Below are 20,134 nucleotides of genomic sequence, written 5' to 3'. Positions count from 1 at the left end.
GGGGCGGGGCCGTCCCGGTCAGACGCCGGGCGGGCAGACGACGAGGAGCGGGAGCAGTGGCGTGGCCAGGGCCAGGGATGCCAAGGAGCCCCGGAGCGCCGGGTGCGGGGGGCGGCGCGGGCCGAGGATGCGCCGGATGCGGAGCAGCGCCGTCGTACCGCCCGCGCCGAACGCGCCCTTCGGGGCCCGGCCGGCCGCGATCTCGTACATCGCGGTCGCGAGGACCTCGTGCGGGTGGCTTCGCAGGGCCCGGTCGTCGGCGATCATCTCGACGAGCACCGTCATCTGCTCCCGGGCACGGCGCGCGAGCGGGAGCCAGGGGAAGACCGTGGCGAACGCCTTCGTGGCCGCGACCAGCAGATGGTGGCGACCGGCGACATGCGCCCGCTCGTGTGCCAGGACGGCCTCCAGCTGCTCGTCGCTGAGCAGCCGGACGGCCGCGTCGCTCACGACGACGCGGGAGCGGAAACCGGGAAGGCAGTACACCGCGGGGGTGTCGTGCGGCAGGACGGTCGCTCCCAGGCGGTCGGAACGGAACCCCACCTTGTCGAGCCGGTCGCGGTGGCGCGCCCGCGAAAGACCGGCGCGGAGCATGTGGTGGGCGAAGGCCGCGAGGACGGCGGCGAACACCGCGACGGGCAGGGCCGTGGCGACCAGGCCGGTGGTGGAGGGGTTCGAGGCGCTGGGCAGCAGCACGTCACCCGAACCGAGACCGCACGCGTGCAGAAGGCCCACGAGTCCGGCGTGCAGATGCCCGGTGGGGGTGAGCGTGGCCGTGGGCAGGGGGACGGCGGTCAGTTGGGAGACGGCCAGCGCGGTCGCGAGAGTGAAGGACACCATGAGCGCGAGCCACACCGCCGCGCCCAGCGCCGGCGCACGGTGCGGCCACGCGCTGCGCAGCAGGACGTGCGGGGCGGCGATGCCGACGACGGCGGCGTACCCCAGAAGCGCGGGTGCGCCGTTCACGGTGTCGCCCGCCGCTCGACGTTCCGGAGAGCCTTGCGCAGTGCCGCGATCTCCTCCGCGTCGAGGTTCTCCACGAACTGGACCAGGGCTCCTTCGCGGTCCTCGCTCGCCCCGAGCCCGTCTTCCATCAGGGCCGCCGCGTACGCCTCGCGGGACGCGGAGGCCCGGTACAGCCAGACCCGGCCGTCACGGGTGCGGGTCAGATGGCCCTTGTGGAAGAGGATGCTCGTGACGGTGGTCACCGTGGTGTAGGCGACGTCACGCTGGAGGTTGATGTCGTCGACGACCTCGCGCACCGTGGCGGGGCGGTCCCATCGCCAGAAGCGGTCCATGATCTCCGCTTCGAGTTCCCCCAGCCGACGCATGGCCCCGTTCCTCTCCGCCGATCCGCGCTCGGCTCCATAGTAGACGGGCGTGGCGGGCCCGGACGGGCGTTCACCTGCGCTTCCGCGCTCGGCGGCTCCGCGCGTCAGCCGATGCGTACGCCCCACATGAAGGGCATGCCGCTGCGGGCGATGGACTCGTAGCGGACCTGCGAGCCGGGCTTGGGGGAGTGGAGGATCTGGCCGTTGCCGGCGTAGAAGCCGACGTGGCTGAGGTCGGTGCGCATGATGATCAGGTCACCGGGCTTCAGGGCGCTGAGGGAGTCGACACGCGTCCCGACGCCGGCCTGGGCCTGGGAGGTGCGGGGTATCGACACGTCGGCCTGGCGGAAGGCCCAGGAGGTGAGGCCGGAGCAGTCGAACGAGCCGGGGCCGCTCGCGCCCCACACGTACGGCATGCCGACTCGGCTCTTCGCGGCGGCGAAAGCGGCGGCCGCGCGGCCGGACGCGCTCGCCTCGTTGCCGAGGTCGACCCGCGCGCTCGCCCGGTCGGCCCGGTCCTCCTCCTGCTCGATCCGCGCCCGCTCCTTCGCCGACAGGGTGCTGAGGAGGCGTTGGGCCTCGCGGAGTCTGCCCTGGATCTCGCTCTTCCGCCCACCCAACTCCTTCTGTACGGCGTCGAGATCGCGCAGCTTCCCGGAGGCCTCCTCACGCTGCTGCTGGAGCGCCCGCCGCTGGGCGAGGAACTGCTGGAGCTGGGCGGTCTGCCGGTCCCCGGCCCGGCCCAGGGCGGAGGCCCGCTCCAGGTACGAGTCGGGGTCGTCCGACAGGAAGAGCTGCAGGGCGGGGTCCAGGCCGCCCGAGCGGTACTGGCCGGCGGCCACCGACCCGATGCGGTCCCGGAGTTCGTTCAGTTCGCCCTGCTTGCGGGCCGCAGTGTCCTGGAGGTTCGCCACCTGCTTCTTGAGCACGGTCGCCTTCTCCCGGGCGCCGTTGTACTTCTCGGTGGCCTGGGTCACCTGCTCGTACAGGCGGTCCACCTGTGCCTTGACGCCCTTCTTGGTGGGGTCGGGCAGGGGGTCGGCCGAGGCGGCCTGGGGGGAGAGGGCCATGGCCGCCGCGGCGGTGACGGTGAGGACGCCGGTGCGGCGCGGACTTGTCTGCTTCGGGCGGCGGTGGGAGGCCACTGCGGAGCTCCTTGCTTCCTCGACCGCCGAGAGGGATGCGCGCGGGCAGCGGGCACGGCGGTGCCTTCACCGCCGCCCCGGATGGTCGGCCTGCTGCGCAAAGGCTTCTAGGATTCTAAGCTCCTTAGAGGACGAGGCTCAATGACCCTGGCTTCCCGTGCTGTAGCCGTCGCGAGACCCGGCGCTGGTGAGGGTGCAGACGCCGTCCACGCACTGGCGCTCCAGCCGGCCGCGGGAGACGGTCTGCGCCAGGCCGACCATCCAGCAGGTGGGGCAGCCTCGGAAGGCGATCAGGGCCAACGGGGCCGCCAGCAGGGTGGCCGGGCCGGCGACGGGCACGAGGGCGATCGAGGCGATGATCAGCCCGAAGCCGATGGCGCCGCGCGCCAGGTGGCGCGGGACGGACTTGCTGGCGAAGTTCGTCGCGGGCGGTGCGGGTTCTGCCGTGGGGACGGCGGGCTGGGGTCGTATGGCCTGCGCCTCCTGCGCCTCCTGCGTGCCCTGCGTTTCCTGTCCGGGCTTCACGGTACTGATGGTGTTCACGGTCGTGCCTCTCCTCCGGTTGGCCGGTCATGGCTTGATCAGGTGTCAGGTGTCAGGCGTCAGGTGGGCGGACGGTCGGTCGCCGTCAGCGAGTCGCGGAGTGTCGCGCGGGCCCTGTGCAGTCGCGACTTCATCGCCGCGACGCTCAGGCCGAGCGCGTCGGCGACGGTCCTGCCGGGCAGGCCCTGCACGTCCCGCATGATCAGGACCTGCCGCTGCTCGCGGGGGAGGGCGCTGACCGCCGCCGCGATCCGCTCCGCCTCCAGCCTGTGCAGCACCGCCTCCTCGGCGGACGGTTCCACGGGTGCCTCCGGTTCTGCTCCGGCCGGCTGCTCGTCGCCGCGCGAGACGAGCAGCCGTACCTGCCGGAGGCACTCGTTGCGCACGATGCGGAACATCCACGAGGCGAGCGCGCCGGTGGCCCGCAAGGTGCCGATCTTCCGGTACAGGATGATCAGCGCCTCCTGGGCCGCGTCCTCCGCGTCCTGCGGCGAGGCGCACAGCGACAGGGCGAACTTGCGCACATGCGGCTGCGACTCCACGACGACGCTGGTGAGCGACGTGATGTCGCCCTCCTGGGCGGCCTTGATCAGCCGCTCGTCCGGCCAGGAATACCGTTGCTTCATCTCGTGCTCATTCCCCTGGTACTCGTTCCCCGTAGGCGCCCCCGCGTGCGGGATCCGGTCAGCTCCGGCTCCTGTAGCGCCGCGTCAGGTGCCAGCTGCACGCGCCGACGAGCAGTACTCCGATGACGACGAGGCCAGTGACCATCATGGGTTTTCCTCCGGGTTCTGTCGGCCCGTTCGGCCGGTACGCACATAGGAGGCGGGGAGGGCCGGAAAGGATTCACCTCCGGCCGGGAATCTTTTCCCGACCCCTCACCGGAGAGGAGCGGACCGGCCGTTCCGGGGATGGTGTTCGGTCAACATCCTTCCCTATCAGGGGAGTCGGGAATGCGGTGGGGCGGCGTTGTAGACGGCCGCGTCGACCGGCGGACCGTGCGGCCACGGCCTTCCCGATCCCCGGCCCGGCACCGACCACCACTGCTGTGGACACCACAACTCCCTTTTTCCTCCGAACGGTTACCTCGGGAGCGTACGGCGATCACGGACCCGGTCACCGCCGTCCGCCGGCGGGGACCACCTGAGCGGGCGCATGGCGGACACGGAGCGTGACGGCGCACTCGGGTCGGGTAGGCGGACCTGCCCGGGCCAGGCAGGCGGACCTGCCCAGGCCGGGCAAGCGGACCTGCCCAGGATCCGCCGAGGACCTACTCCTCGCGCGCTACCCGCGCGTCGCGCAGCTCGACGATGTACGCCGCCGTCAGGGCGACGGAACGGTCCTCGTCCCGCGACAGCTCCGCGAGGGCCCGTGACGCCGCGGCCCCCGGAATGTCCGCGAGGGCCTGCGCCAGCCGTCGGCGTGCGGACGCCCCCGCCGTGGCGTGGCCGAGGCGGCCGACGAGTCCGGCGACGATCCGGTCCGCCACCTCGGGACGGCCCGCCGGCGCGCTCAGGGCGTCGGCCGCGTCGACGTCACTCGTCTCCTCGACGATCATGTCGATGAGCGTCGGAACCGCGTCGGCGACGCCACGCGCCCCGAGCGTCAGGGCCGCATGCCTGCGGACCACGACGTCGGAGTGCGCGAGCGCGTCCCGCAGCACGGCGGTCGCCTCGTCCCCGGGGATCTCGGCAAGCGACCGGACCGCGCGCTCCCGCACCTCCGCCACCGGCGAGCCGAGGCCCTGCGCCAGAAGCGCCGGGCCGCCCTCGCCCCGCTGCTCCAGCGCCCAGCGAAGAGCGCCGGCGACGACCGGATCCGACTCGCTCAACGCCGCCTCGACCAGCGCTTCCACCGGGACCGGAACCCCGTCGGCCGAGGACAGGGCCGCGCGCTGCCGAGCCCCGGCACTCTGCGACCCCAGCCCCTGGAGCAGGGCGACGCTCCGCAGGACGTCCTCCCAGTCGGCGGGACCGGCTGCCCCGATCCGACGGAGCCGCGTCAGCAGCTCCGTCTCGGCCGCGATGCGCTCGCGCGTCTGGCGGACGAGATCGTCGACGAGCTCCGAGGGCGCGAAGCCGGGATCGTCGAGCGCACGCCCGATCTCCCGCAGCGACAACCCCAGCGACCGCAGGCTCTCGATGTGGAAGATCCGCCGGATGTCCTGGTCGGAGTACTCGCGGTAGCCGCCGTCGGTACGCTCCGTCGGCCGCACCAGGCCGCGCGCCTCGTAATGCCGGAGCATGCGGGCGCTGACCCCGGACCGCCGTGCCACCTCACCGATCAACACCGTGTGTCTCCTGTCCTGTCACTCCTCCTGGCCGTTCACGCCGAGGGCAACGATGCGCTTCGCCTCCTCGATCGCGAAATCGAATCCGGCATCCGGGTCGCGCGACAGCCGTTCCGTGGCGATCGCGTGCTCGCGCACGAGCGGGTCGGCATCCTCCGTCGCGACGCGCAGGAACGGCACGGCCGCCTCGCCGAGCGCGACCAGCGCCCGGCTGAGGCTCAACCGCGTGTCCCGCCCGCCACGCCCGAGCTGTGTCGCCAGCACCGCCGCCGACTCGCCTTCCCGCCCTTCGGGCACGAGCACGACCGCCGCTCGCCAGGCGCTCCGCGCGACCTCGTCGTGGGCGTCGGTCAGCAGCTCCCGCGTGATCGCCGGCCATGCTCCGCGATCCCCGATCTTGGAGAGTGTGTGCAGGGCCTGGCTGCGCGCCTGCGCGCGCTCCGAGCGGAGCTCGTCGAGGAGCCGGGAGACCGTCAACGATGCCGAGTGGCGGGTGAGCGCCCATGTGAGTGCCTCGCGGACGGAGAACTCGGGCTCGATCGCGCACCGCCCGACGAGCCCGTCGACGAACGACGGCTGCGGGTTCGTACCCACCGCCAGCGCTGCCCGCAGCCGTACCGACGCGCTGTCGTGCTCCAGCCCACGGAGCATCCGTGCCGTGTTCGTGGCTTCGCCGTTCGTGGCTTCGTCCGACCTGGTCATGGGGACCGTCATGGGGACCACCTCCTCGGCCACAGTGAAGACCTTGTCACCGTGTCAAGGTCAAGCGGCGCCACGCTCGGGAAGCCCCGCCCGGACGGCCGGGCGGGGCTTTGGTGTTGGCGCTCTCCTGCGCGGGCGTGGGTCAGCCCACGAAGTGCTCCTCGCGTGCGGGGTGCTCCGCGGGGACCGCCGGTCGGTGCGTCAGCCTCTCGCCCTCGACGTCGACGTTCGGGAGGAGCCGGTCGAGCCACTTCGGGAGCCACCAGGCGGAGGGGCCGAGGAGGGCGAAGAGCGCGGGCACGACGGCCATGCGGACGACGAAGGCGTCGAAGAGGACGGCCGCCGCGAGACCGAAGCCGATCATCTTCACGAAGTCGTTGTCCTCCACGACGAAGCCGGAGAAGACGCTGGTCATGATGATCGCCGCCGCGCCGACGACTCGGCCGCCGTACCGGAATCCGGTGACGACCGCCTCGGCGGGGCGGGCGCCGTGGACGTACGCCTCGCGCATCCGCGACACCAGGAAGACCTCGTAGTCCATGGCGAGACCGAAGACCACACCGATCATGAAGATCGGCAGGGTGCTCATGACCGGGCCGGGCTGGTCGACACCGAAGAGGTCGGCGAGCCATCCCCACTGGAAGACGGCGACGACGGCCCCGAGCGCTGCCGACACCGACAGCAGGAAGCCGAGTGCCGCCTTGAGTGGGACGAGCACGGAGCGGAAGACGAGCATCAGGAGGAGGAAGGCGAGGCCCACCACCAGGGCGAGATAGGGGAGCAGGGCGTCGTCCAGCGTCCGGGAGAAGTCGATGAACATCGCGGTCTGCCCGGCGACGAGGATCTCGGTGGCGCCCGACCGGGACTCCAGGGCGTCGGTCATGCCGCGGAGGGAGCGGACCAGGTCCTCGGTCCGGCTGTCGGTGGGGCCGGTGGCGGGGACGACGGTGACGAGGGCGGTGTCGCCCGAGGCGTTGACGGCGGCGGGGGAGACGGTGTCGACACCGCGGACCCCCTCCAGGGCGGTACGGACGCGCTCCGCCGCGGACTTCGCGTCCGTGGCCTCGACGGTGACGGTCAGCGGCCCGTTGAAGCCGGGGCCGAACGCGTCGGACAGCAGGTCGTACGCCTTGCGCTGGGTGGTGTGCGGGGCCATCGAACCCTCACCGGGCAGCCCCAGTTCGAGGCTCGCGGCGGGGACGGCGACGGCACCCAGGCTCAGGACGCCCCCGAGCAGTACGGCGACGGGATGCCGCAGGACGAAGCCGGCCCAGCGCGCGCCGAGGTTGGGCCTCGTCCGGGCCTCGCGCCTGGCGGCCCGGCGCTGCTGGCGCGGCGACAGCGGCTTGCCCGTGTACCGCTTGCGGTCCCTGCGGGCCAGGACCCGGACGGGGGCGAAGCCGAGGAGCGCGGGCACGAGGGTGATCGCGACGAGTACGGCGACTGCGACGGTACCGGCCGCGGTGAGGCCCATCTTGGTGAGCATCGGGACGTTCACCACGGCGAGTCCGGCCAGGGCGATGATCACGGTGAGGCCCGCGAAGACGACCGCCGAGCCGGCGGTGCCCACGGCACGTGAGGCGGCCTCCGCGCGCTCACGCCCCTCGGTGATCTCCGAGCGGTAGCGGGAGACGATGAACAGGGCGTAGTCGATGCCGACGGCGAGGCCGATCATCATCGCGAGCATCGAGGTCGTGGACGAGAGACCGAGCGTGCTGCCCAGCGCGGCGATGCCGCTGACGCCGATGCCGACGCCGATCACGGCCGTCAGCAGGGGCATGCCGGCGGCGACGAGGGAGCCGAAGGTCAGGAGCAGGACGACGGCGGAGACGAGGATGCCGATCTTCTCGCCCGTACCGCTCATGGCCTGCTCGACCGCGACGGCGTCGCCGCCCGCCTCGGCGGCGAGGCCCTTGTTCCGGGCCCGCTCCAGGGCGTCGGCGAGACCGTCGTGCGCCGCTTCGGTCAGCTCGGTGGCGGGCTTCTCGTACGTGACGTACGCGTACGCGGTCGTCCGGTCACCGCTCACGGCGTTCGCCTCGAACGGACCGGCCACACGCGCCACTTGAGGTGCCGCGGCCAGCTCCTTGACGAGCTGGTCGACCTGCGCCCTGCGGCCGGGCGAGGTGATCTTCTCGGCGCCGGGGGCGCGGATGACGATACGGGCGGCGGCGCCGTCCGCGCGGGCGTCCGGGAACTTCTCCTGGAGGAGGTCGAACGCCTTCTGCGACTCCGTACCGGGCATCGAGAAGGTGTCCGCGGGCGGGGCGGCGGCGGTGGAGGCCGCGACGCCCGCGCCGACGAGGGCCAGGAGCCACAGGAGGACGACCAGGCCCCGCCGTCGGAAGGCGAAGCGGCCCAGTTGGGAGAGGAAGGTGGCCACGGTGAGGAGTCCTGTCGGTGAGGTGGTCCGGTGACGGGTGGGCTGGTGGCGGGCCGGCGATGGGGCGGCCCTCGGGCGGCAAGGGGCCGTCGGCGTCAGAGCTTGGCCGTGCGGCCGAAGGCGGACCGCGCCCAGAGGTAGCCGACGAGCGAGAGACCGACGCACCAGGCGAGCGCGAGGTATCCGCTGGTGCCGATCTCGGTGCCCATGAGCAGGCCGCGCAGGGTCTCGATGACCGGGGTGAAGGGCTGGTACTCGGCGAACCAGCGCAGACCGGTCGGCATCGAGTCGGTCGGCACGATGGCGCTGCCGAGGAAGTCCGAGTGATGTGACATGTCACGTGTGAAATGGTGCGAGTTCTGAGGGGTCGCCACCGCGAGAGGTGGCGACGCCGTGGGGCCGGCCGTCGGGCCGGGCGGGCCGGGGAGGGGTCAGGCGCGACGGATCACGATGTCGCCGACTCCGGTACGGGCGTGGATCTCGACGGTCTCCTCGGAGGCGTCGGGGCCCTCGGCGGCCGCCCCGAGCGCGTTGCGTACGCTGCCGACGCGGGTGTTGACGTCCAGCCACGCCGCCGTGGACTCGCGTACGCCGATCTCCACGTCGTGGGCGGCGGCCTGGAGCTGGATCACTCCGCGGACCACCTCGTCGATGCGGATGGCGCCGTTGGCGGACCTGGCGTCCACCGAGGCGTGGGCGACGCCCACCGTGATGCGACCGTTGGAGGAGTTGGCCTTGAGGTCACCGGTGATCTCGCCGATCGTGATCTCGCCGTTGCCGTTCTTGATGACGGCGGCGCCCGCGATCTCGCCGATCTCGATCCGGCCCTGGCCGTGGATCTCCGCACGGCCGGTCGCGCGGCCGACCTGGACGTCGCCGTGGCTGGTCCGCAGGTGGATGACGCCCGCCTCGTCGAGCCGGACGTCGCCGAGGGAGGTCTTGACCCGGCACTCTCCGAGCGGCCCCTGGCTGGTGAAGTCCCCGACGGAGGCGGTGCCTTCGAGGCGCGAGCCCGCCGGGAGGTCGACGGTGATCTCGATCGTTCCGTGCTTGCCGAACGGCGAGCGCTTCCGGGGCCCCTTCACCGTCAGCGTGCCGTTGGCGTAGGTGACCTTGGTCTGCTGCGCGACGCGTACGTCGGCCTCCTCGGCTCCGTTGGCCGGCAGCACCTCGACGACCGTGTCCGTCCGCGCGCTCGCCGTGAGCCGCACGTTGCCGACCTCGAAGTCCAGGATCGCGGTGATGGGCTCGGGCGTTTCGAAAGAAGGCATGGCTGTCCCGTCCTCTTGGCTCTGGTGTGTGTTTGCGCAGGTGGTGCGGGTGGGGTGGGGATGGGGCGGTCCTAGCGGACCCAGCCCCGGTAGCTCTGGCCGATGCGGGTGGCGCGGGGCGCGGGCTGGGCCGCTCCGGCCGGTTCCAGGGCGGTGGCGACCGCCCGTACGAGCCAGGCGTTGACCGACAGGCCCTCCTGGCCGGCCGCGTCCTCCACCCGGGCCTTGAGATGGGCCGGGAGCCGGAAGTTGATGCGCGCCGTGCCCCCCTCGTCGCCGTCCCCGGCGAGTGGCGCCACCGCCGCGGTACGTGGCGCCATCGGCGCTGCCACAGTGGCGGCGCCCTCGTTCGGCGCCTCGGCGGCGAGCGGCGACGTCACCACGAACTCGGGGTCCGTCCCCCGCAGTCGCACGTCCACCGAGCCCGGCGCCAGCTCGCGGGTGATCTCCTCCGACGCGGCGGACAGGGCGTTGAGAAGGGTCAGGCGAGCGGCCGATTCCAGGGGCGCGGTCAGTCGCTCGGCCAGGGCGCGCGCTTCGTCGCCGCCGGCGTTGGCGGCGACCGCGAGCTCGCTGCGAAGGTGGTCGACGTAGGGGGTCAGGTCCATGAAGCGATAGTGGCACCACCGTGGCGCCATTGCAAGTCCTTGTGGCGCCATGTGGTGTCATGTGGCGCGTAGTGGCGCCTGGTGGGGGCTTGGGGGCGTTGGGGTGCCACCCGCCCTGGGCGAGTTACCCGCCTTCCTGTCGGCGCACCATCTCGGTGATCCAGACGGGAGCGAACGGTGACGTGCAGCCCGGGGGAGTCGGGTAGTCCTTCAGGACCTGCAGGCGCTCGCCGATGTCGAGCGCACGGGTGCGGTACGCGGCGTGCTCGATCCCGATCTGCGCCAGGCAGTGGTTCATCGCCCACTGCAGCCGGTCCGGGGCGTCCCGCATCTCCGCCTCGATCACGTCCAGCAGGCCCGCGAGGTCGAGGCCCTCGGGCTTCTCCGCCACCCGGTCGGTGGTCAGCGCCCAGCCGGCGCTCGCGACCACGGGATCCGGATCGGCGGACCAGGCCAGGCGCAGCTCTTCGGCGTGCGGGCTCTTCTTCACCACGTAGTTCACGAGCCAGTCGTGCACCTTGGGCGTGCGCGCCTCGCGCAGCATGGTGTCCAGCTCGTCCCGCGTGAACGCCTTCGGGCGGCAGATCAGGAGTGCCAGCAGTCTGGCCGCCGTGTCGTCCGTCGCCCACAGCCGAAGCGCGAGCTCCTGCTGGGTCTTCAGCCGCTTCGCGAGCGCGCGCAGCTTGCCGAGGTTCACGCCGTGATCGTCACCGTGCCGCTCGTTGACCGCGCGCGCCTTCGGGTCCTCGAGGCCGGCCAGCTCGGCCATCACCTCGGCCACTGTCGTCTCGCCCACCTCGGACCTCCCGTCCCGCTCGTGCGGATTTCAGCCAATGGCGGAGCCTCGCCTCCTGTCGGGCGTGCTCTCGGCGGTGAAGGTGTCAGGGGGCCTGCTTGGTGCGGGCGTAATGGCGGCGGGCGCGATCGCGGTTGCCGCAGTCCCCCGAACTGCACCACCGCCGGGTGCCGCCGCGGCTGCGGTCGAGGAAGAACCAGCCGCAGCCGGGGCCGCCGCAGCGCCGGATCCGGTCGAGGCCCGGGCCGCTCAGGAGCGCTTCCGCCTGGAGCGCGAGCGCGTGGCTCACGTCGCCGAGCCGGCTGGTGCCGGCTTCCCACCGCAGCGGGAAGACCGGCGGCAGCTCCGCGCTCTCGTGGGCCAGCAGGATCGCCCGCCGGAGTCCGCGCCACTCGTCGATCGGCGGGGCCTCGCCCTCGGTGAGCGCGTCCAGGATCGGCCAGAGCAGGGCGCGGAGGTGGTGCAGCGCGGCCAGCTGACGATCCGTCTCCCCGGCCTCGGTCGTCGCCAGCGTTTCCTGGAGCTCCGCGGTCTGCCCGGGAGTGAGCAGTCCGGTAGCGCCCGACCAACGAGCCCACGCCGAGGCGCTGTTCACCCGCTCGGCGCGGCGCGTGGGGTCCGTCCGCCAGGCGACGGTGTTCGCGAAGTCCAGCACGGGGTGTCCACCCATGAGCGCCACGCCGGTTCCGTTCGTCTCCACTGTCACCCCGCCAGTGTACCTACCTAACGACCTAAAGCGCTTATGCCTGTTAGGTTGAGGCCATGGAAAGCTCCCCACCGGCGATGCGCGGCGTCGCCACACCCCGTGAGCGCTTCCGCTCCGGTCTCTCCGTCGGGACAGGACTGGCAGCCGCTTCGTTCCTGCTCGCGACCAGCTTCGGCGCGCTGACACAGGCGCAGGGCTGGGGCACTCTCGCCCCCGTCCTCTGCTCGCTCGTCGTCTTCTCCGGATCGGCGCAGTTCGCCCTGGTGGCGGCCCTGGGCACCGGCGGCGGCATAGCCTCCGCCGTCACCGCCGCGGCGCTGATCAACAGCCGGTTCCTGCCCATGGGCATGGCCGTCGCCGGCGACCTGCGCGGCGGACGGCTGCGCCGGGCCCTGGAAGGCCAGGCGGTGGTCGACGGCTCGTGGGCGGCGGCACACCTCGGCGGCGGACGGTTCGACCGGTACGTGCTCTTCGGCGCGACCGTCGTGCAGTGGCCGGCGTGGGTCGCCGGAACCGCGCTGGGCGTCGTCGTCGCTCCGTCGCCGCAACTCCTGCACACACTCGGGCTGGACGTCCTCACCCCCGCCCTGTTCGTGATGCTGCTGCTCGACGAGCTCCGCAAGGAGCGGGCGAACCGGCTGCCGGCGCTGCTCGGTGCGGCCATCGCGGCGGGGCTTGTCCTCTTCCTCCCCACCGGACCGGCGCTGATGGGCGCGGCCGCCGCCGCCCTCGTGGCCCTGGTCAGACCGGCCGCAGCGGCTCCCGCCCGGCCCGCTCCCGCCACCGGCCCCGCCCACTCCACCACTGAGGTACCCGGATGACCCTGTGGATCGCCATCGGCGCCGTCGCCCTGATCAGCTTCACCTTCAAGGCCGTCGGGCCCGCCGTCCTGGGCGGCCGTGAACTGCCCGTGCGGGCCAGGTCGGTGATCGCCCTCGTGGCGCCGGCCCTGCTCGCCGGCTTCATCGTGACGGACCTCGCGGGACCGGGCTGGAGCGGCGTCGACCTCACCCTGCTCGCCGGACTCGCGGTCGTCGTCGTCCTGCGCCGCTACCGGGCGCCGATGCCGCCGGCCCTCCTGGGCGCGGTGACGGTCACCGCACTCCTCCGCCTCTGGACCGCGTGACACGGCACGCGGAGCCCCTCAGCGGAACTCGTGGGTCACCTGGATCTCGCCGACGATGTGGGCGTTGAACTCGTCCAGCTCCTCGGCGGGAACCCACAGCTCGAGGATCGTCCGCCCGCCGGCCTGCTGGAGGGGATACCGGCGCAGGAACTCCGAGTCGACCTCGAACCGGGTGACGAACCCCGCGCCGTCGTGCTTCACGTTCCAGTCCCGCGCGATCCTGATCGCGTAGTCCTCGACGAGCACCGGATAGAAGATCGGCTGCTCGGGGAGACGGGGCGGCCACGCCCGCCAGTTCAGCTCGCGGACGAGGTCCAGCTCCGTGGGGCCCGTGGGGCGCCAGAGGGTCGCCGTCGCCTGACGGCTGGTCATGTGCGTCGCTCTCGTTCGGGGCGGCCGGCGGGGAGGGCCGGCGGGGACTCCGGACGATAGCCGCGCCGTGAATCCGGCGGCCACCCGGTTTCCGCGCGCAGGATCCCGGGCCACCCGGTTTCCGCGCCCCGCATCCGGTGGCCACCCGGTCTCCGCGCCCCGGCCCGTGCCGCGGGGACGTGCGCCGGCCCGGCGGGGTGTCCCGCCGGGCCGGCGTGTCGAGGCGGGTGACGTCAGCAGGCGTCGACCCAGTCGTGCGACGAGACGTTGTCGTTGACGAGCTGGCCCTGGCCCGCGCCGGCGCTGAAGAACCTCAGGCCGGACGCGGCGAGGTCCGGGAGGGAGTGGCTCTGGTGGAGGCAGACCCAGGAACCGGTCCAGTCCAGGCCGTAGAAGAGCCGGACGTCCTCACCCCGTCCCGGGTACCCGTTGTTCCAGACGTCCGACACCTTGTTGCGGCAGCCGGCCCAGTTGGCGTTGTCCGCGCTCCACTTGCAGTGGAATCCGCCCGCGTGGGGGTGTTCCCAGGCGTAGAGGTAGCCGTCCGGGGCCGGAAGCGCGGCAGGCGCGGCGGCCTCGGGTACGGCGACGCGGGCGTCGGCTCCCGGGGCGGTCATGAGGGTGAGGGCGCCGACGGTGAGCGCCGTCGCGAGGGCACGCTTGATACGCATGGTGTGTCTCCTTCTGAAGGGGGTGGCCGTACCGCCGTTCGCGGCGCGGCCGTGGGGGCCGCCGCATGACACGTCGCACCTGGCACATGGCACGCGGCGGAGTCTTGGGGGCGGGGGCTCAGGGCCTGTCCGGTCAGCCCAGCCGGCCGTCGCCGAGGACCCGGCGCGCGCGGGGCAGCGCGGCCGACCTCAGCCGCTCCCGTGCCTCGACGTCCGCGCGGTACTCGCGGGCCAGGAGCCCGCCGTGGTGCGCGTCGAGGTCCCGGGCCGTGCGGGCCAGTGCCGATTCCCCGGCGCACCGGACCTCCGCCAGCGCGAGGCCCACCTCGCGGTCCCTGCCCAGGGGCTGTACGGGGGAGAGCGCGGCGGCCCGGGCGTCGGCGGGCGTCGCGAACGCGTGCCCGGCGCGCCGCATGCAGTCCCGCCACGCGGCGAGCCGTTCCCGGTAGCGGGTGTCGGCCGTGACGCGGCTGCGGCGGACCTGCGTCAGGGCGTCGAAGCGGGTCGAGGCACGGAACCAGGCGCCGAGGTCTCCGTACAGCCCGCGTTGCGCCTCCGCGACGCAGCCGTGATCGCTGCGCCGCACCGTTCCGCCGCCGGGGAGGGTGACGGTCAGCCCGTCGGGCGAGGTGCCGTTGGCGGCGGCCAGCGCCTCGGCCTTCCGGTCCGCCGGGAGCGCGGCGAAGTAGGCGCGGTTCGGGTCGCTCGCGATACGGGCCTTCCGCTGCCGTCGCAGTTCGGAGCCGTAGCCGTGGCGTCGGGCCCGGTCCGGGTCGTCGAGGACGTACACGAAGGCCGTCGCCTCGGCGTCCTCGTCGAGGGGGAACACCTCGTACGTGAACCCGTGCCGGCGCATGCAGTCGCGGAGCAGCCGTTGCTCGGCGTCGTGGAGCAACCGGTCGTCCTCGGTGACCGCCCCGGCGGAGTCGGCGCGTTCGGGAGGCGGCCGATCGCCGGCGGCCTGTTCACCGAGGCCGGCCAGCAGGGTCACGGCGAGGGCGACCGCGGCGCCGGTGACCGCCACGGCGGTGGCGAGGGGGGTGCGGTGGGCAGGGCTGTGCCGGGGCATGGGGGATCTCCTGCGGTGGTCGAGGACGAGCGGGGCGGGCGAGACCGGCGACCCGAAGACGAGTGGGGGCGAGCGTCGTGAGGTGGCGTCGCCCGGTTGGGGGAGGCGTCGGCATGGATGCACCGGAGCGCGGCGGCCACGTGGCTGCGCCGCACGGCGCGGGTTCGCACCGGGGCGGCACGTCCGGTCGGAGTGCCGCTGTCGAGCGGTGCCGCGGTCGGACAACCGAAGTCTGTGCCGGGCCGGAAGCGGTCCGCAACCGTGTCCCGCCCTCTTCGGTGAAGTCGGGATCCCCACCTCGCTGACCTGCGGGGACTCTTCTGTCCCGGGACACGGACGAGCCCGGGACACGGGTCGGGGACCTCCGGCGCGGCCCGCCGGGGCGCCGCGTCCGTGAGCCCCGGTACCGGCTCCCCGGCCACGCCGGCGCCCGCGCAACGCGGCGGCGACCGTGTCGTTCTCGTGGTGGGCCCCGCGCACCGAAGGCGCGCGTGGGGCGTCGACGACGAGGCCGTCCGCGCGTCACCCGCGACGGTGGGACGGCCGGTACGGAAGGAGCGGATCCGTGGACCACCGGAACGAGCGAGGGGGCGGGCTCCTCCGCCGCGCGGCCTTGCGACGCCGCCGCCGAGCCCGCGGGCCGATCAGCCGGGGACGGGCCACGGACCGCCGGGGGTTCGTCGCGGCCGTGGCGCTGGGCGCGGCCGCCTGCCTCGCCGCGCATCCTGGTGGCGGCGCCGCCACACCCGGAGCGGCCCCGGTCGTGGCCCACGCACCCGCGCCGTGGACCGCTCCGACCTCCCCGGCCGCGGCGACCTCCCCGACCTCCACGGCCGCGGCGACCTCCCCGACCGTGCCCGTCCTCGACCAGGACTTCGCCGATCCGGACGTCGTACGGGTCGGCCGCGTCTACCACGCCTACGCGACCAACGCCCACGGCCGGAACATCCAGCACGCCACGTCCACCGACCTCGTCCACTGGACGGTCGACACGGCGGACGTGCTGCCCGAGGTCGGCACGTGGGTCACGCTCGATCCGCCGGGGCACGTCTGGGCGCCGGAGGTCTTCGACAACGGCGACGGTTTCACCCTCCACTACACGGCCCGCGACCGCGCCGGCGGGCGCCAGTGCATCGGCGTCGCGCTCGCGGCCTCGCCCGAAGGGCCGTTCCGGCCGGTCGGCGACGGCCCCCTGGTCTGCCCGACCGAGCAGGGCGGCGCGATCGACGCGTCGAGCTACACCGAGAACGGCCGCCGCCACCTGCTCTGGAAGAGCGACGGGAACTGCTGCCGACTGGACACCTGGCTCCATCTCCAGCCCGTCTCGTGGGACGGCACCCGGGTCACCGGGGACCCGGTCCGGCTCCTCAGGCAGGACGATCCCCCCACCTGGGAACAGGGCCTCGTCGAAGCCCCCACGCTCGTCAAGCGGGACGGCCGCTACGTGCTCCTGTACTCGGCCGGCGACTACCGCACCATCGGGTACGCGGCGGGCTGGGCGACCGCCGACGCCCTCACCGGTCCGTACGTGAAGGGGGTCGGACCGTTCATGACCACGGAGTCCTTCGCGGGAGCGATCGGCGGGCCGGGCGGCCAGGACGTCGTGACCGGACCCGGCGGCCAGGACCGGCTCCTCTTCCACGGCCGTGGCGCCGACGGCTCACGGCGGGTGCTGTACGCCGCCGACCTGGGGTTCGCCGACGGACGGCCGGTCGTGCGCGGCAGCACGGTGGTGTACGAGGCCGAGCTCGCCCGGGTGCACCGGGCGACCGTGCGCGAGGCCCCGAAGGCCTCGGCCGGCCGGGCCGTCGGGCACGTCGACGAGCCCGACAGCTTCGTGGAGTTCCGGGTCTTCGCCGTCTCCGCGGGCCGCCACACCCTGACCGTGCGCTACGGCAACGGCTCGCTGGACGCCGCGCACGCGCCGGCCGCCGCGTCGCACGGTCTGACGGTCAACGGCGCGGGCGGGGGCGCCGTCGACTACCCGTACACAGGCTGGGACGAATGGCGGCCGCGGGAGGTCCCGGTGAACCTGCGCGAGGGGTGGAACACGGTCCGCCTCACGAAGGGGGAGCGGTACACGGAGCTGGACGCCGTGGAGGTGGTGGAGAGCCTGTCCGACACCGGCGGACCGGCGTCGGACAGGCGCCGGCTCGGCGACCCGCCGCGTCAGGCCCACTTCTGACGGGTCGTCCCGTCGCACGGCAGCATCCGCAGACCGCCCGCGCTGTCGGCCAGGCAGCGCGGGGCGGCCGTGGTGCTCCTGATCTCGACGGCCGTGTCGTCGCGCGCGGTGACGGTCCACCGCTGGGCCGCGGACGACCCGCAGGCCGTGGTCGACAGGCCGTCGGGGTGGTGGCCCAGACACTCACCCGTCGCGTGGTTCCTGAGCTGCCTGCCGCCGTCCGCCGTCGTGCGGACGGTCCAGCGCTGGTACGACATGCCGTTGCACGCGAAGGACCGGGTGCCCATGTCGAGACTGTCGTCGAGGCAGGCGCCCGTGGCGCGGTTCACGAAGATGCGGGAGACGTCCGCCACGGCGGAAGCGCCCCGGGCGCCCTCCGCGCCCTCCGCGCCCTCCGCGCCCTCCGCGCCGTGCGAGGCCGTCGGGGCAGCGCCCTGGCTCGCCGGGGTCCGCGACTGGACGAGTGCGGTGCTCACGGCTCCGATCACCAGACCGAGCACAACCCCGGCGAGGGCCCAGGCCATGGGCCCGCTCGGTACGGAGCGGCGGCGTCGCGCGGGCTGGGGCGGGGCGACGTCCGTCGCCTCGTCGCCGGCCTCCGGCGCGTCCGCCTCCTTCGTACCGGCGCTCGGGACCGGCCTGCGCTGACTCCGGTCGGCGGCCTCCCACAGAGGCCGGTACTCGACGGGGTCGCCGTCGAGGGCCTCGCACAGGGCGCTCACCGTCGACCACGGAGGAACGGTGATGCCGAGGAAGTACCGGGACAGGGACGAGTCGCTGATGCGCACGCTCGTCTCGAGGGCCCGCAGCGTGCGTCCGGAGCGCCGCTGGAGATCCCGCAGCGCCCTGCCCAGCACGCGGGCCGGATCCTGGTCGTCAGGCCGGTCGGCAGCCATGAGGGCGCCCTTCGCGCGAGAGGGAAGATGGTGTTCCAGCAGGTCAGAACCCTAGGGGGCGGCGAATCTTTGTGGCAACCAGGATCACTCTCCCGAAGGACTCCGGGGTCGCCGGTTGACGCACCGCCGCCTGGACCGTCAGGCCGCGACCGGGGCCGAGAGGCCCCGCTCCAGCGCCCGGGGAAGCGGGTAGACGCGCTCGACGGGGAGCAGTCGCCGGGCCTTCGCCGCCTGTCCTGTCCGGATGAGCGACGCGGCCTTGCGGACCTGTGGGGTGAGGTCGGTGAGGCTGACGGTCCACTCGTCGGTGAACGTGCGGATCAGGTCGCGGCCGATGCCGACCTGGATGCTGTAGTGGTTGAGCGCGGCCCCGCGCGGCGAGCGCTCCGGATCCCACTGGACGTGCACGGGCGCAGCGGCCACGGCCGCCGGGTCCGCTGTCGTGAGGACGGCCCGCGACAGGGCGTCCTCCCAGCCCTCCCGGGTCATCCGCACCGCGAGAACGCGCTCCTGACCGGGTTTCAGGGCCCAGTTGCTGCGATGCATCAGCCACAGGAACGACGGCTTGATCCACGTCATCCGGTGGAGGGAGAACGGTGCGACGAAGCGGCCCGCCCGCAGCGCAGCGTCGGCGATGGCGGGCGCGTACGCCTGGTAGACGACGATCGTGCGCGCGTCGTAGTCGGCACGAATCTGGTGCTGGGGGACCATGAGCAGCACCCTGCCACCCGTCTCCCCGGCCTCGCGAACGCATTTCTCTCGCGCCGACCGGCCGCCCCTCGACCCGTCTACGCGCGCTCGTCGGCGCGCCCCGGACCGTCGGCCCCGAAGCACTCCTCCTGGGCGTTCCGCCGGGCGTCGACGAGGCGGGCGAGGGACTCCGCCGCCAGGGCCCCCGGACCGTCCGGGGCCCGTCAGTGGCTAGGTATGAAACTGCTGGACGTTGGTTACACATGGGTCTTCGAATAGACGGAGATCTGCCATGCCCCCTTCGCTGAAGGCGCACGGATAGGTGATCGAGACATGGGCGTGACGGCTCCTCCCGGCCAGCGAGCGGACCAGCTCCTCCGGCAGCCGGTCCGACTCCCGGGAGCGACTGTCGTCGGCGAGATATTGCACGTGTCAGAGGCTGAGAAGACGAACGGCGTTCTCCTTGAGGATCAGCGGGCGGACCTCGGGCTTGATGTCGAGGGCGTCGAAGTCGGCCAGCCAGCGGTCCGGCGTGACGACGGGGAAGTCCGACCCGAACAGCACCTTGTGCCTGAGGAAGGAGCCGGCCGCCCGGACGAGCTGTGGCGGGAAGTACTTCGGCGACCAGCCCGACAGGTCGATGTGGACGTTCGCCTTGTGCGTGGCGATGGAGATCGCCTCGTCCTGCCAGGGCACCGACGGGTGCGCCAGGACGATCGTCAGGCCGGGGAAGTCGGCGGCGACGTCGTCCAGGAGCATCGGGTCCGAGTAGCGCAGCTTGATGCCGCGCCCGCCGGGCAGGCCCGCGCCGATGCCGGTCTGCCCGGTGTGGAACAGCGCGGGGACGCCGAGCTCCTGGAGCGCCTCGTAGAGCGGGTAGTGCTCGGGCGCGTTCGGCGCGAACGCCTGGAGGCTCGGGTGGAACTTGAAGCCGCGGACGCCGTGGTCGAGGACGAGCGCCCGGGCCCGGTCGGCGGCGTCGGGCCTGTGCGGGTCCACGGATCCGAACGGGATGAGGACGTCGGGGTGTTCGGCCGCGGCCGCGGCGATCTCCTCGCTGGACAGGGCCGGGTGGCCGAGACCCGTCGTGGCGTCCACCGTGAAGATCACGGCAGCCATCCGGCGCTCGCGGTAGTGGGCCGCGAGGCGCTCGACGGTCGGCGTGCGGTCCTGACCGGACTTGAAGTAGGCGGCCGACGCGTCCATCAGCTCGGCGTCGAGCGCGAGATGGCCATGGGCGTCCTGCTCCACGTGCACGTGGAAGTCGATCGCGACCAGATCGTCGGGGTTCAAGCGGTTCGAGGGGGTCAGGGGAGTCGAAGGGTTCAGGGGGTTCATCGGGACGCTCAT

At 73.2% G+C, this 20,134-nt stretch carries 21 protein-coding genes and 1 pseudogene; 3 read left to right on the top strand and 19 right to left on the bottom strand.

Annotation, left to right across the window (positions count from 1 at the left end; translation table 11 throughout):
* Nucleotides 1-18: 18 nt before the first annotated feature.
* From ACWFR1_RS13210 to ACWFR1_RS13150, 13 genes and pseudogenes are all read right to left on the bottom strand, one after another.
* A complete protein-coding gene (locus ACWFR1_RS13210; protein ID WP_453549998.1) occupies nucleotides 19-966 on the bottom strand; it encodes a M56 family metallopeptidase in 948 nt (315 codons plus the stop codon).
* Nucleotides 963-1,331 carry a BlaI/MecI/CopY family transcriptional regulator gene (locus ACWFR1_RS13205; protein ID WP_453549995.1) on the bottom strand — a complete coding sequence of 123 codons (369 nt, stop codon included), beginning with the start codon at nucleotides 1,329-1,331 and terminating at the stop codon, nucleotides 963-965. Before ACWFR1_RS13205 ends, ACWFR1_RS13210 begins: the two co-directional genes overlap by 4 nt.
* Nucleotides 1,332-1,435: 104 nt before the next feature.
* On the bottom strand, nucleotides 1,436-2,476 hold the full coding sequence (locus ACWFR1_RS13200; protein WP_453549992.1) for an NlpC/P60 family protein: 1,041 nt from the start codon (nucleotides 2,474-2,476) through the stop codon (nucleotides 1,436-1,438).
* A 138-nt stretch (nucleotides 2,477-2,614) separates the two neighbouring features.
* Nucleotides 2,615-3,019 (bottom strand): hypothetical protein, encoded by a 405-nt coding sequence (locus tag ACWFR1_RS13195; RefSeq protein ID WP_453549991.1) that lies wholly within the window; start codon nucleotides 3,017-3,019, stop codon nucleotides 2,615-2,617.
* 59 nt (nucleotides 3,020-3,078) lie between these two features.
* A complete protein-coding gene (locus ACWFR1_RS13190) occupies nucleotides 3,079-3,645 on the bottom strand; it encodes an RNA polymerase sigma factor (RefSeq protein ID WP_453549988.1) in 567 nt (188 codons plus the stop codon).
* Nucleotides 3,646-4,289: 644 nt separating this feature from the next.
* On the bottom strand, nucleotides 4,290-5,309 hold the full coding sequence (locus ACWFR1_RS13185) for a MerR family transcriptional regulator (protein WP_453549986.1): 1,020 nt from the start codon (nucleotides 5,307-5,309) through the stop codon (nucleotides 4,290-4,292).
* 18 nt (nucleotides 5,310-5,327) lie between these two features.
* Nucleotides 5,328-6,023, bottom strand: a complete 696-nt coding sequence (locus ACWFR1_RS13180) for a HEAT repeat domain-containing protein (RefSeq protein WP_453549984.1) — start codon at nucleotides 6,021-6,023, stop codon at nucleotides 5,328-5,330.
* A 130-nt stretch (nucleotides 6,024-6,153) separates the two neighbouring features.
* On the bottom strand, nucleotides 6,154-8,394 hold the full coding sequence (locus tag ACWFR1_RS13175; protein WP_453549983.1) for an MMPL family transporter: 2,241 nt from the start codon (nucleotides 8,392-8,394) through the stop codon (nucleotides 6,154-6,156).
* Nucleotides 8,395-8,489: 95 nt separating this feature from the next.
* Nucleotides 8,490-8,711: pseudogene (locus ACWFR1_RS13170) on the bottom strand (ABC transporter permease); the annotation flags it as partial.
* A 114-nt stretch (nucleotides 8,712-8,825) separates the two neighbouring features.
* Nucleotides 8,826-9,665, bottom strand: a complete 840-nt coding sequence (locus ACWFR1_RS13165; RefSeq protein WP_453549980.1) for a DUF4097 family beta strand repeat-containing protein — start codon at nucleotides 9,663-9,665, stop codon at nucleotides 8,826-8,828.
* Between the two features lie 71 nt (nucleotides 9,666-9,736).
* Nucleotides 9,737-10,273 (bottom strand): hypothetical protein, encoded by a 537-nt coding sequence (locus ACWFR1_RS13160; RefSeq protein WP_453549977.1) that lies wholly within the window; start codon nucleotides 10,271-10,273, stop codon nucleotides 9,737-9,739.
* A gap of 124 nt (nucleotides 10,274-10,397) precedes the next feature.
* Entirely contained in the window at nucleotides 10,398-11,042 is a 645-nt protein-coding gene (locus ACWFR1_RS13155) for a DNA alkylation repair protein (protein ID WP_453550130.1), read from the bottom strand.
* Nucleotides 11,043-11,154: 112 nt separating this feature from the next.
* A complete protein-coding gene (locus ACWFR1_RS13150) occupies nucleotides 11,155-11,775 on the bottom strand; it encodes a CGNR zinc finger domain-containing protein (RefSeq protein WP_453549975.1) in 621 nt (206 codons plus the stop codon).
* A gap of 56 nt (nucleotides 11,776-11,831) precedes the next feature.
* Between ACWFR1_RS13150 and ACWFR1_RS13145 the strand changes: the two genes are divergently transcribed.
* Nucleotides 11,832-12,596, top strand: a complete 765-nt coding sequence (locus tag ACWFR1_RS13145) for an AzlC family ABC transporter permease (RefSeq protein ID WP_453549973.1) — start codon at nucleotides 11,832-11,834, stop codon at nucleotides 12,594-12,596.
* On the top strand, nucleotides 12,593-12,901 hold the full coding sequence (locus ACWFR1_RS13140) for an AzlD domain-containing protein (RefSeq protein WP_453549971.1): 309 nt from the start codon (nucleotides 12,593-12,595) through the stop codon (nucleotides 12,899-12,901). The genes ACWFR1_RS13145 and ACWFR1_RS13140 overlap by 4 nt, the downstream gene beginning before the upstream one ends.
* 18 nt (nucleotides 12,902-12,919) lie before the next feature.
* Here the strand turns inward: ACWFR1_RS13140 and ACWFR1_RS13135 are convergent, their stop codons facing one another.
* From ACWFR1_RS13135 to ACWFR1_RS13125, 3 genes are all read right to left on the bottom strand, one after another.
* Nucleotides 12,920-13,273 carry a hypothetical protein gene (locus ACWFR1_RS13135; RefSeq protein WP_453549968.1) on the bottom strand — a complete coding sequence of 118 codons (354 nt, stop codon included), beginning with the start codon at nucleotides 13,271-13,273 and terminating at the stop codon, nucleotides 12,920-12,922.
* Nucleotides 13,274-13,506: 233 nt separating this feature from the next.
* Nucleotides 13,507-13,944 carry a peptidase inhibitor family I36 protein gene (locus tag ACWFR1_RS13130; RefSeq protein ID WP_453549966.1) on the bottom strand — a complete coding sequence of 146 codons (438 nt, stop codon included), beginning with the start codon at nucleotides 13,942-13,944 and terminating at the stop codon, nucleotides 13,507-13,509.
* Nucleotides 13,945-14,077: 133 nt separating this feature from the next.
* Complete coding sequence (locus ACWFR1_RS13125) at nucleotides 14,078-15,013, bottom strand: hypothetical protein (RefSeq protein WP_453549963.1); 936 nt, start codon at nucleotides 15,011-15,013, stop codon at nucleotides 14,078-14,080.
* A gap of 565 nt (nucleotides 15,014-15,578) precedes the next feature.
* Between ACWFR1_RS13125 and ACWFR1_RS13120 the strand changes: the two genes are divergently transcribed.
* Entirely contained in the window at nucleotides 15,579-17,198 is a 1,620-nt protein-coding gene (locus ACWFR1_RS13120; RefSeq protein ID WP_453549961.1) for a family 43 glycosylhydrolase, read from the top strand.
* Here ACWFR1_RS13120 and ACWFR1_RS13115 read toward each other — a convergent pair.
* The 3 genes from ACWFR1_RS13115 to ACWFR1_RS13105 all read right to left on the bottom strand — a co-directional run bounded on the left by ACWFR1_RS13115 (nucleotide 17,183) and on the right by ACWFR1_RS13105 (nucleotide 20,122).
* Entirely contained in the window at nucleotides 17,183-18,094 is a 912-nt protein-coding gene (locus tag ACWFR1_RS13115) for a helix-turn-helix domain-containing protein (RefSeq protein ID WP_453549959.1), read from the bottom strand. The two genes, ACWFR1_RS13120 and ACWFR1_RS13115, sit on opposite strands and share 16 nt — an antisense overlap.
* 138 nt (nucleotides 18,095-18,232) lie before the next feature.
* On the bottom strand, nucleotides 18,233-18,805 hold the full coding sequence (locus ACWFR1_RS13110; RefSeq protein ID WP_453549956.1) for a DUF4291 domain-containing protein: 573 nt from the start codon (nucleotides 18,803-18,805) through the stop codon (nucleotides 18,233-18,235).
* Between the two features lie 411 nt (nucleotides 18,806-19,216).
* Complete coding sequence (locus ACWFR1_RS13105; RefSeq protein WP_453549953.1) at nucleotides 19,217-20,122, bottom strand: amidohydrolase family protein; 906 nt, start codon at nucleotides 20,120-20,122, stop codon at nucleotides 19,217-19,219.
* Nucleotides 20,123-20,134: the final 12 nt, after the last annotated feature.

Source organism: Streptomyces sp. NPDC055103, assembly GCF_053607625.1.
The sequence above is the reverse complement of the archived record's forward strand: the minus strand, read 5'-3'. Positions and strand labels throughout refer to the sequence as shown.

Bases quoted from the DNA above. Each gene is read 5' to 3' on its own strand.
- ACWFR1_RS13205 (WP_453549995.1), bottom strand. From the start codon at position 1,331: ATGCGTCGGCTGGGGGAACTCGAAGCGGAGATCATGGACCGCTTCTGG.
- ACWFR1_RS13190 (WP_453549988.1), bottom strand. From the start codon at position 3,645: ATGAAGCAACGGTATTCCTGGCCGGACGAGCGGCTGATCAAGGCCGCC.
- ACWFR1_RS13180 (WP_453549984.1), bottom strand. From the start codon at position 6,023: ATGACGGTCCCCATGACCAGGTCGGACGAAGCCACGAACGGCGAAGCC.
- ACWFR1_RS13165 (WP_453549980.1), bottom strand. From the start codon at position 9,665: ATGCCTTCTTTCGAAACGCCCGAGCCCATCACCGCGATCCTGGACTTC.
- ACWFR1_RS13160 (WP_453549977.1), bottom strand. From the start codon at position 10,273: ATGGACCTGACCCCCTACGTCGACCACCTTCGCAGCGAGCTCGCGGTC.
- ACWFR1_RS13155 (WP_453550130.1), bottom strand. From the start codon at position 11,042: ATGGCCGAGCTGGCCGGCCTCGAGGACCCGAAGGCGCGCGCGGTCAAC.
- ACWFR1_RS13145 (WP_453549973.1), top strand. From the start codon at position 11,832: ATGGAAAGCTCCCCACCGGCGATGCGCGGCGTCGCCACACCCCGTGAG.
- ACWFR1_RS13140 (WP_453549971.1), top strand. From the start codon at position 12,593: ATGACCCTGTGGATCGCCATCGGCGCCGTCGCCCTGATCAGCTTCACC.
- ACWFR1_RS13135 (WP_453549968.1), bottom strand. From the start codon at position 13,273: ATGACCAGCCGTCAGGCGACGGCGACCCTCTGGCGCCCCACGGGCCCC.
- ACWFR1_RS13130 (WP_453549966.1), bottom strand. From the start codon at position 13,944: ATGCGTATCAAGCGTGCCCTCGCGACGGCGCTCACCGTCGGCGCCCTC.
- ACWFR1_RS13125 (WP_453549963.1), bottom strand. From the start codon at position 15,013: ATGCCCCGGCACAGCCCTGCCCACCGCACCCCCCTCGCCACCGCCGTG.
- ACWFR1_RS13115 (WP_453549959.1), bottom strand. From the start codon at position 18,094: ATGGCTGCCGACCGGCCTGACGACCAGGATCCGGCCCGCGTGCTGGGC.
- ACWFR1_RS13110 (WP_453549956.1), bottom strand. From the start codon at position 18,805: ATGGTCCCCCAGCACCAGATTCGTGCCGACTACGACGCGCGCACGATC.
- ACWFR1_RS13105 (WP_453549953.1), bottom strand. From the start codon at position 20,122: ATGAACCCCCTGAACCCTTCGACTCCCCTGACCCCCTCGAACCGCTTG.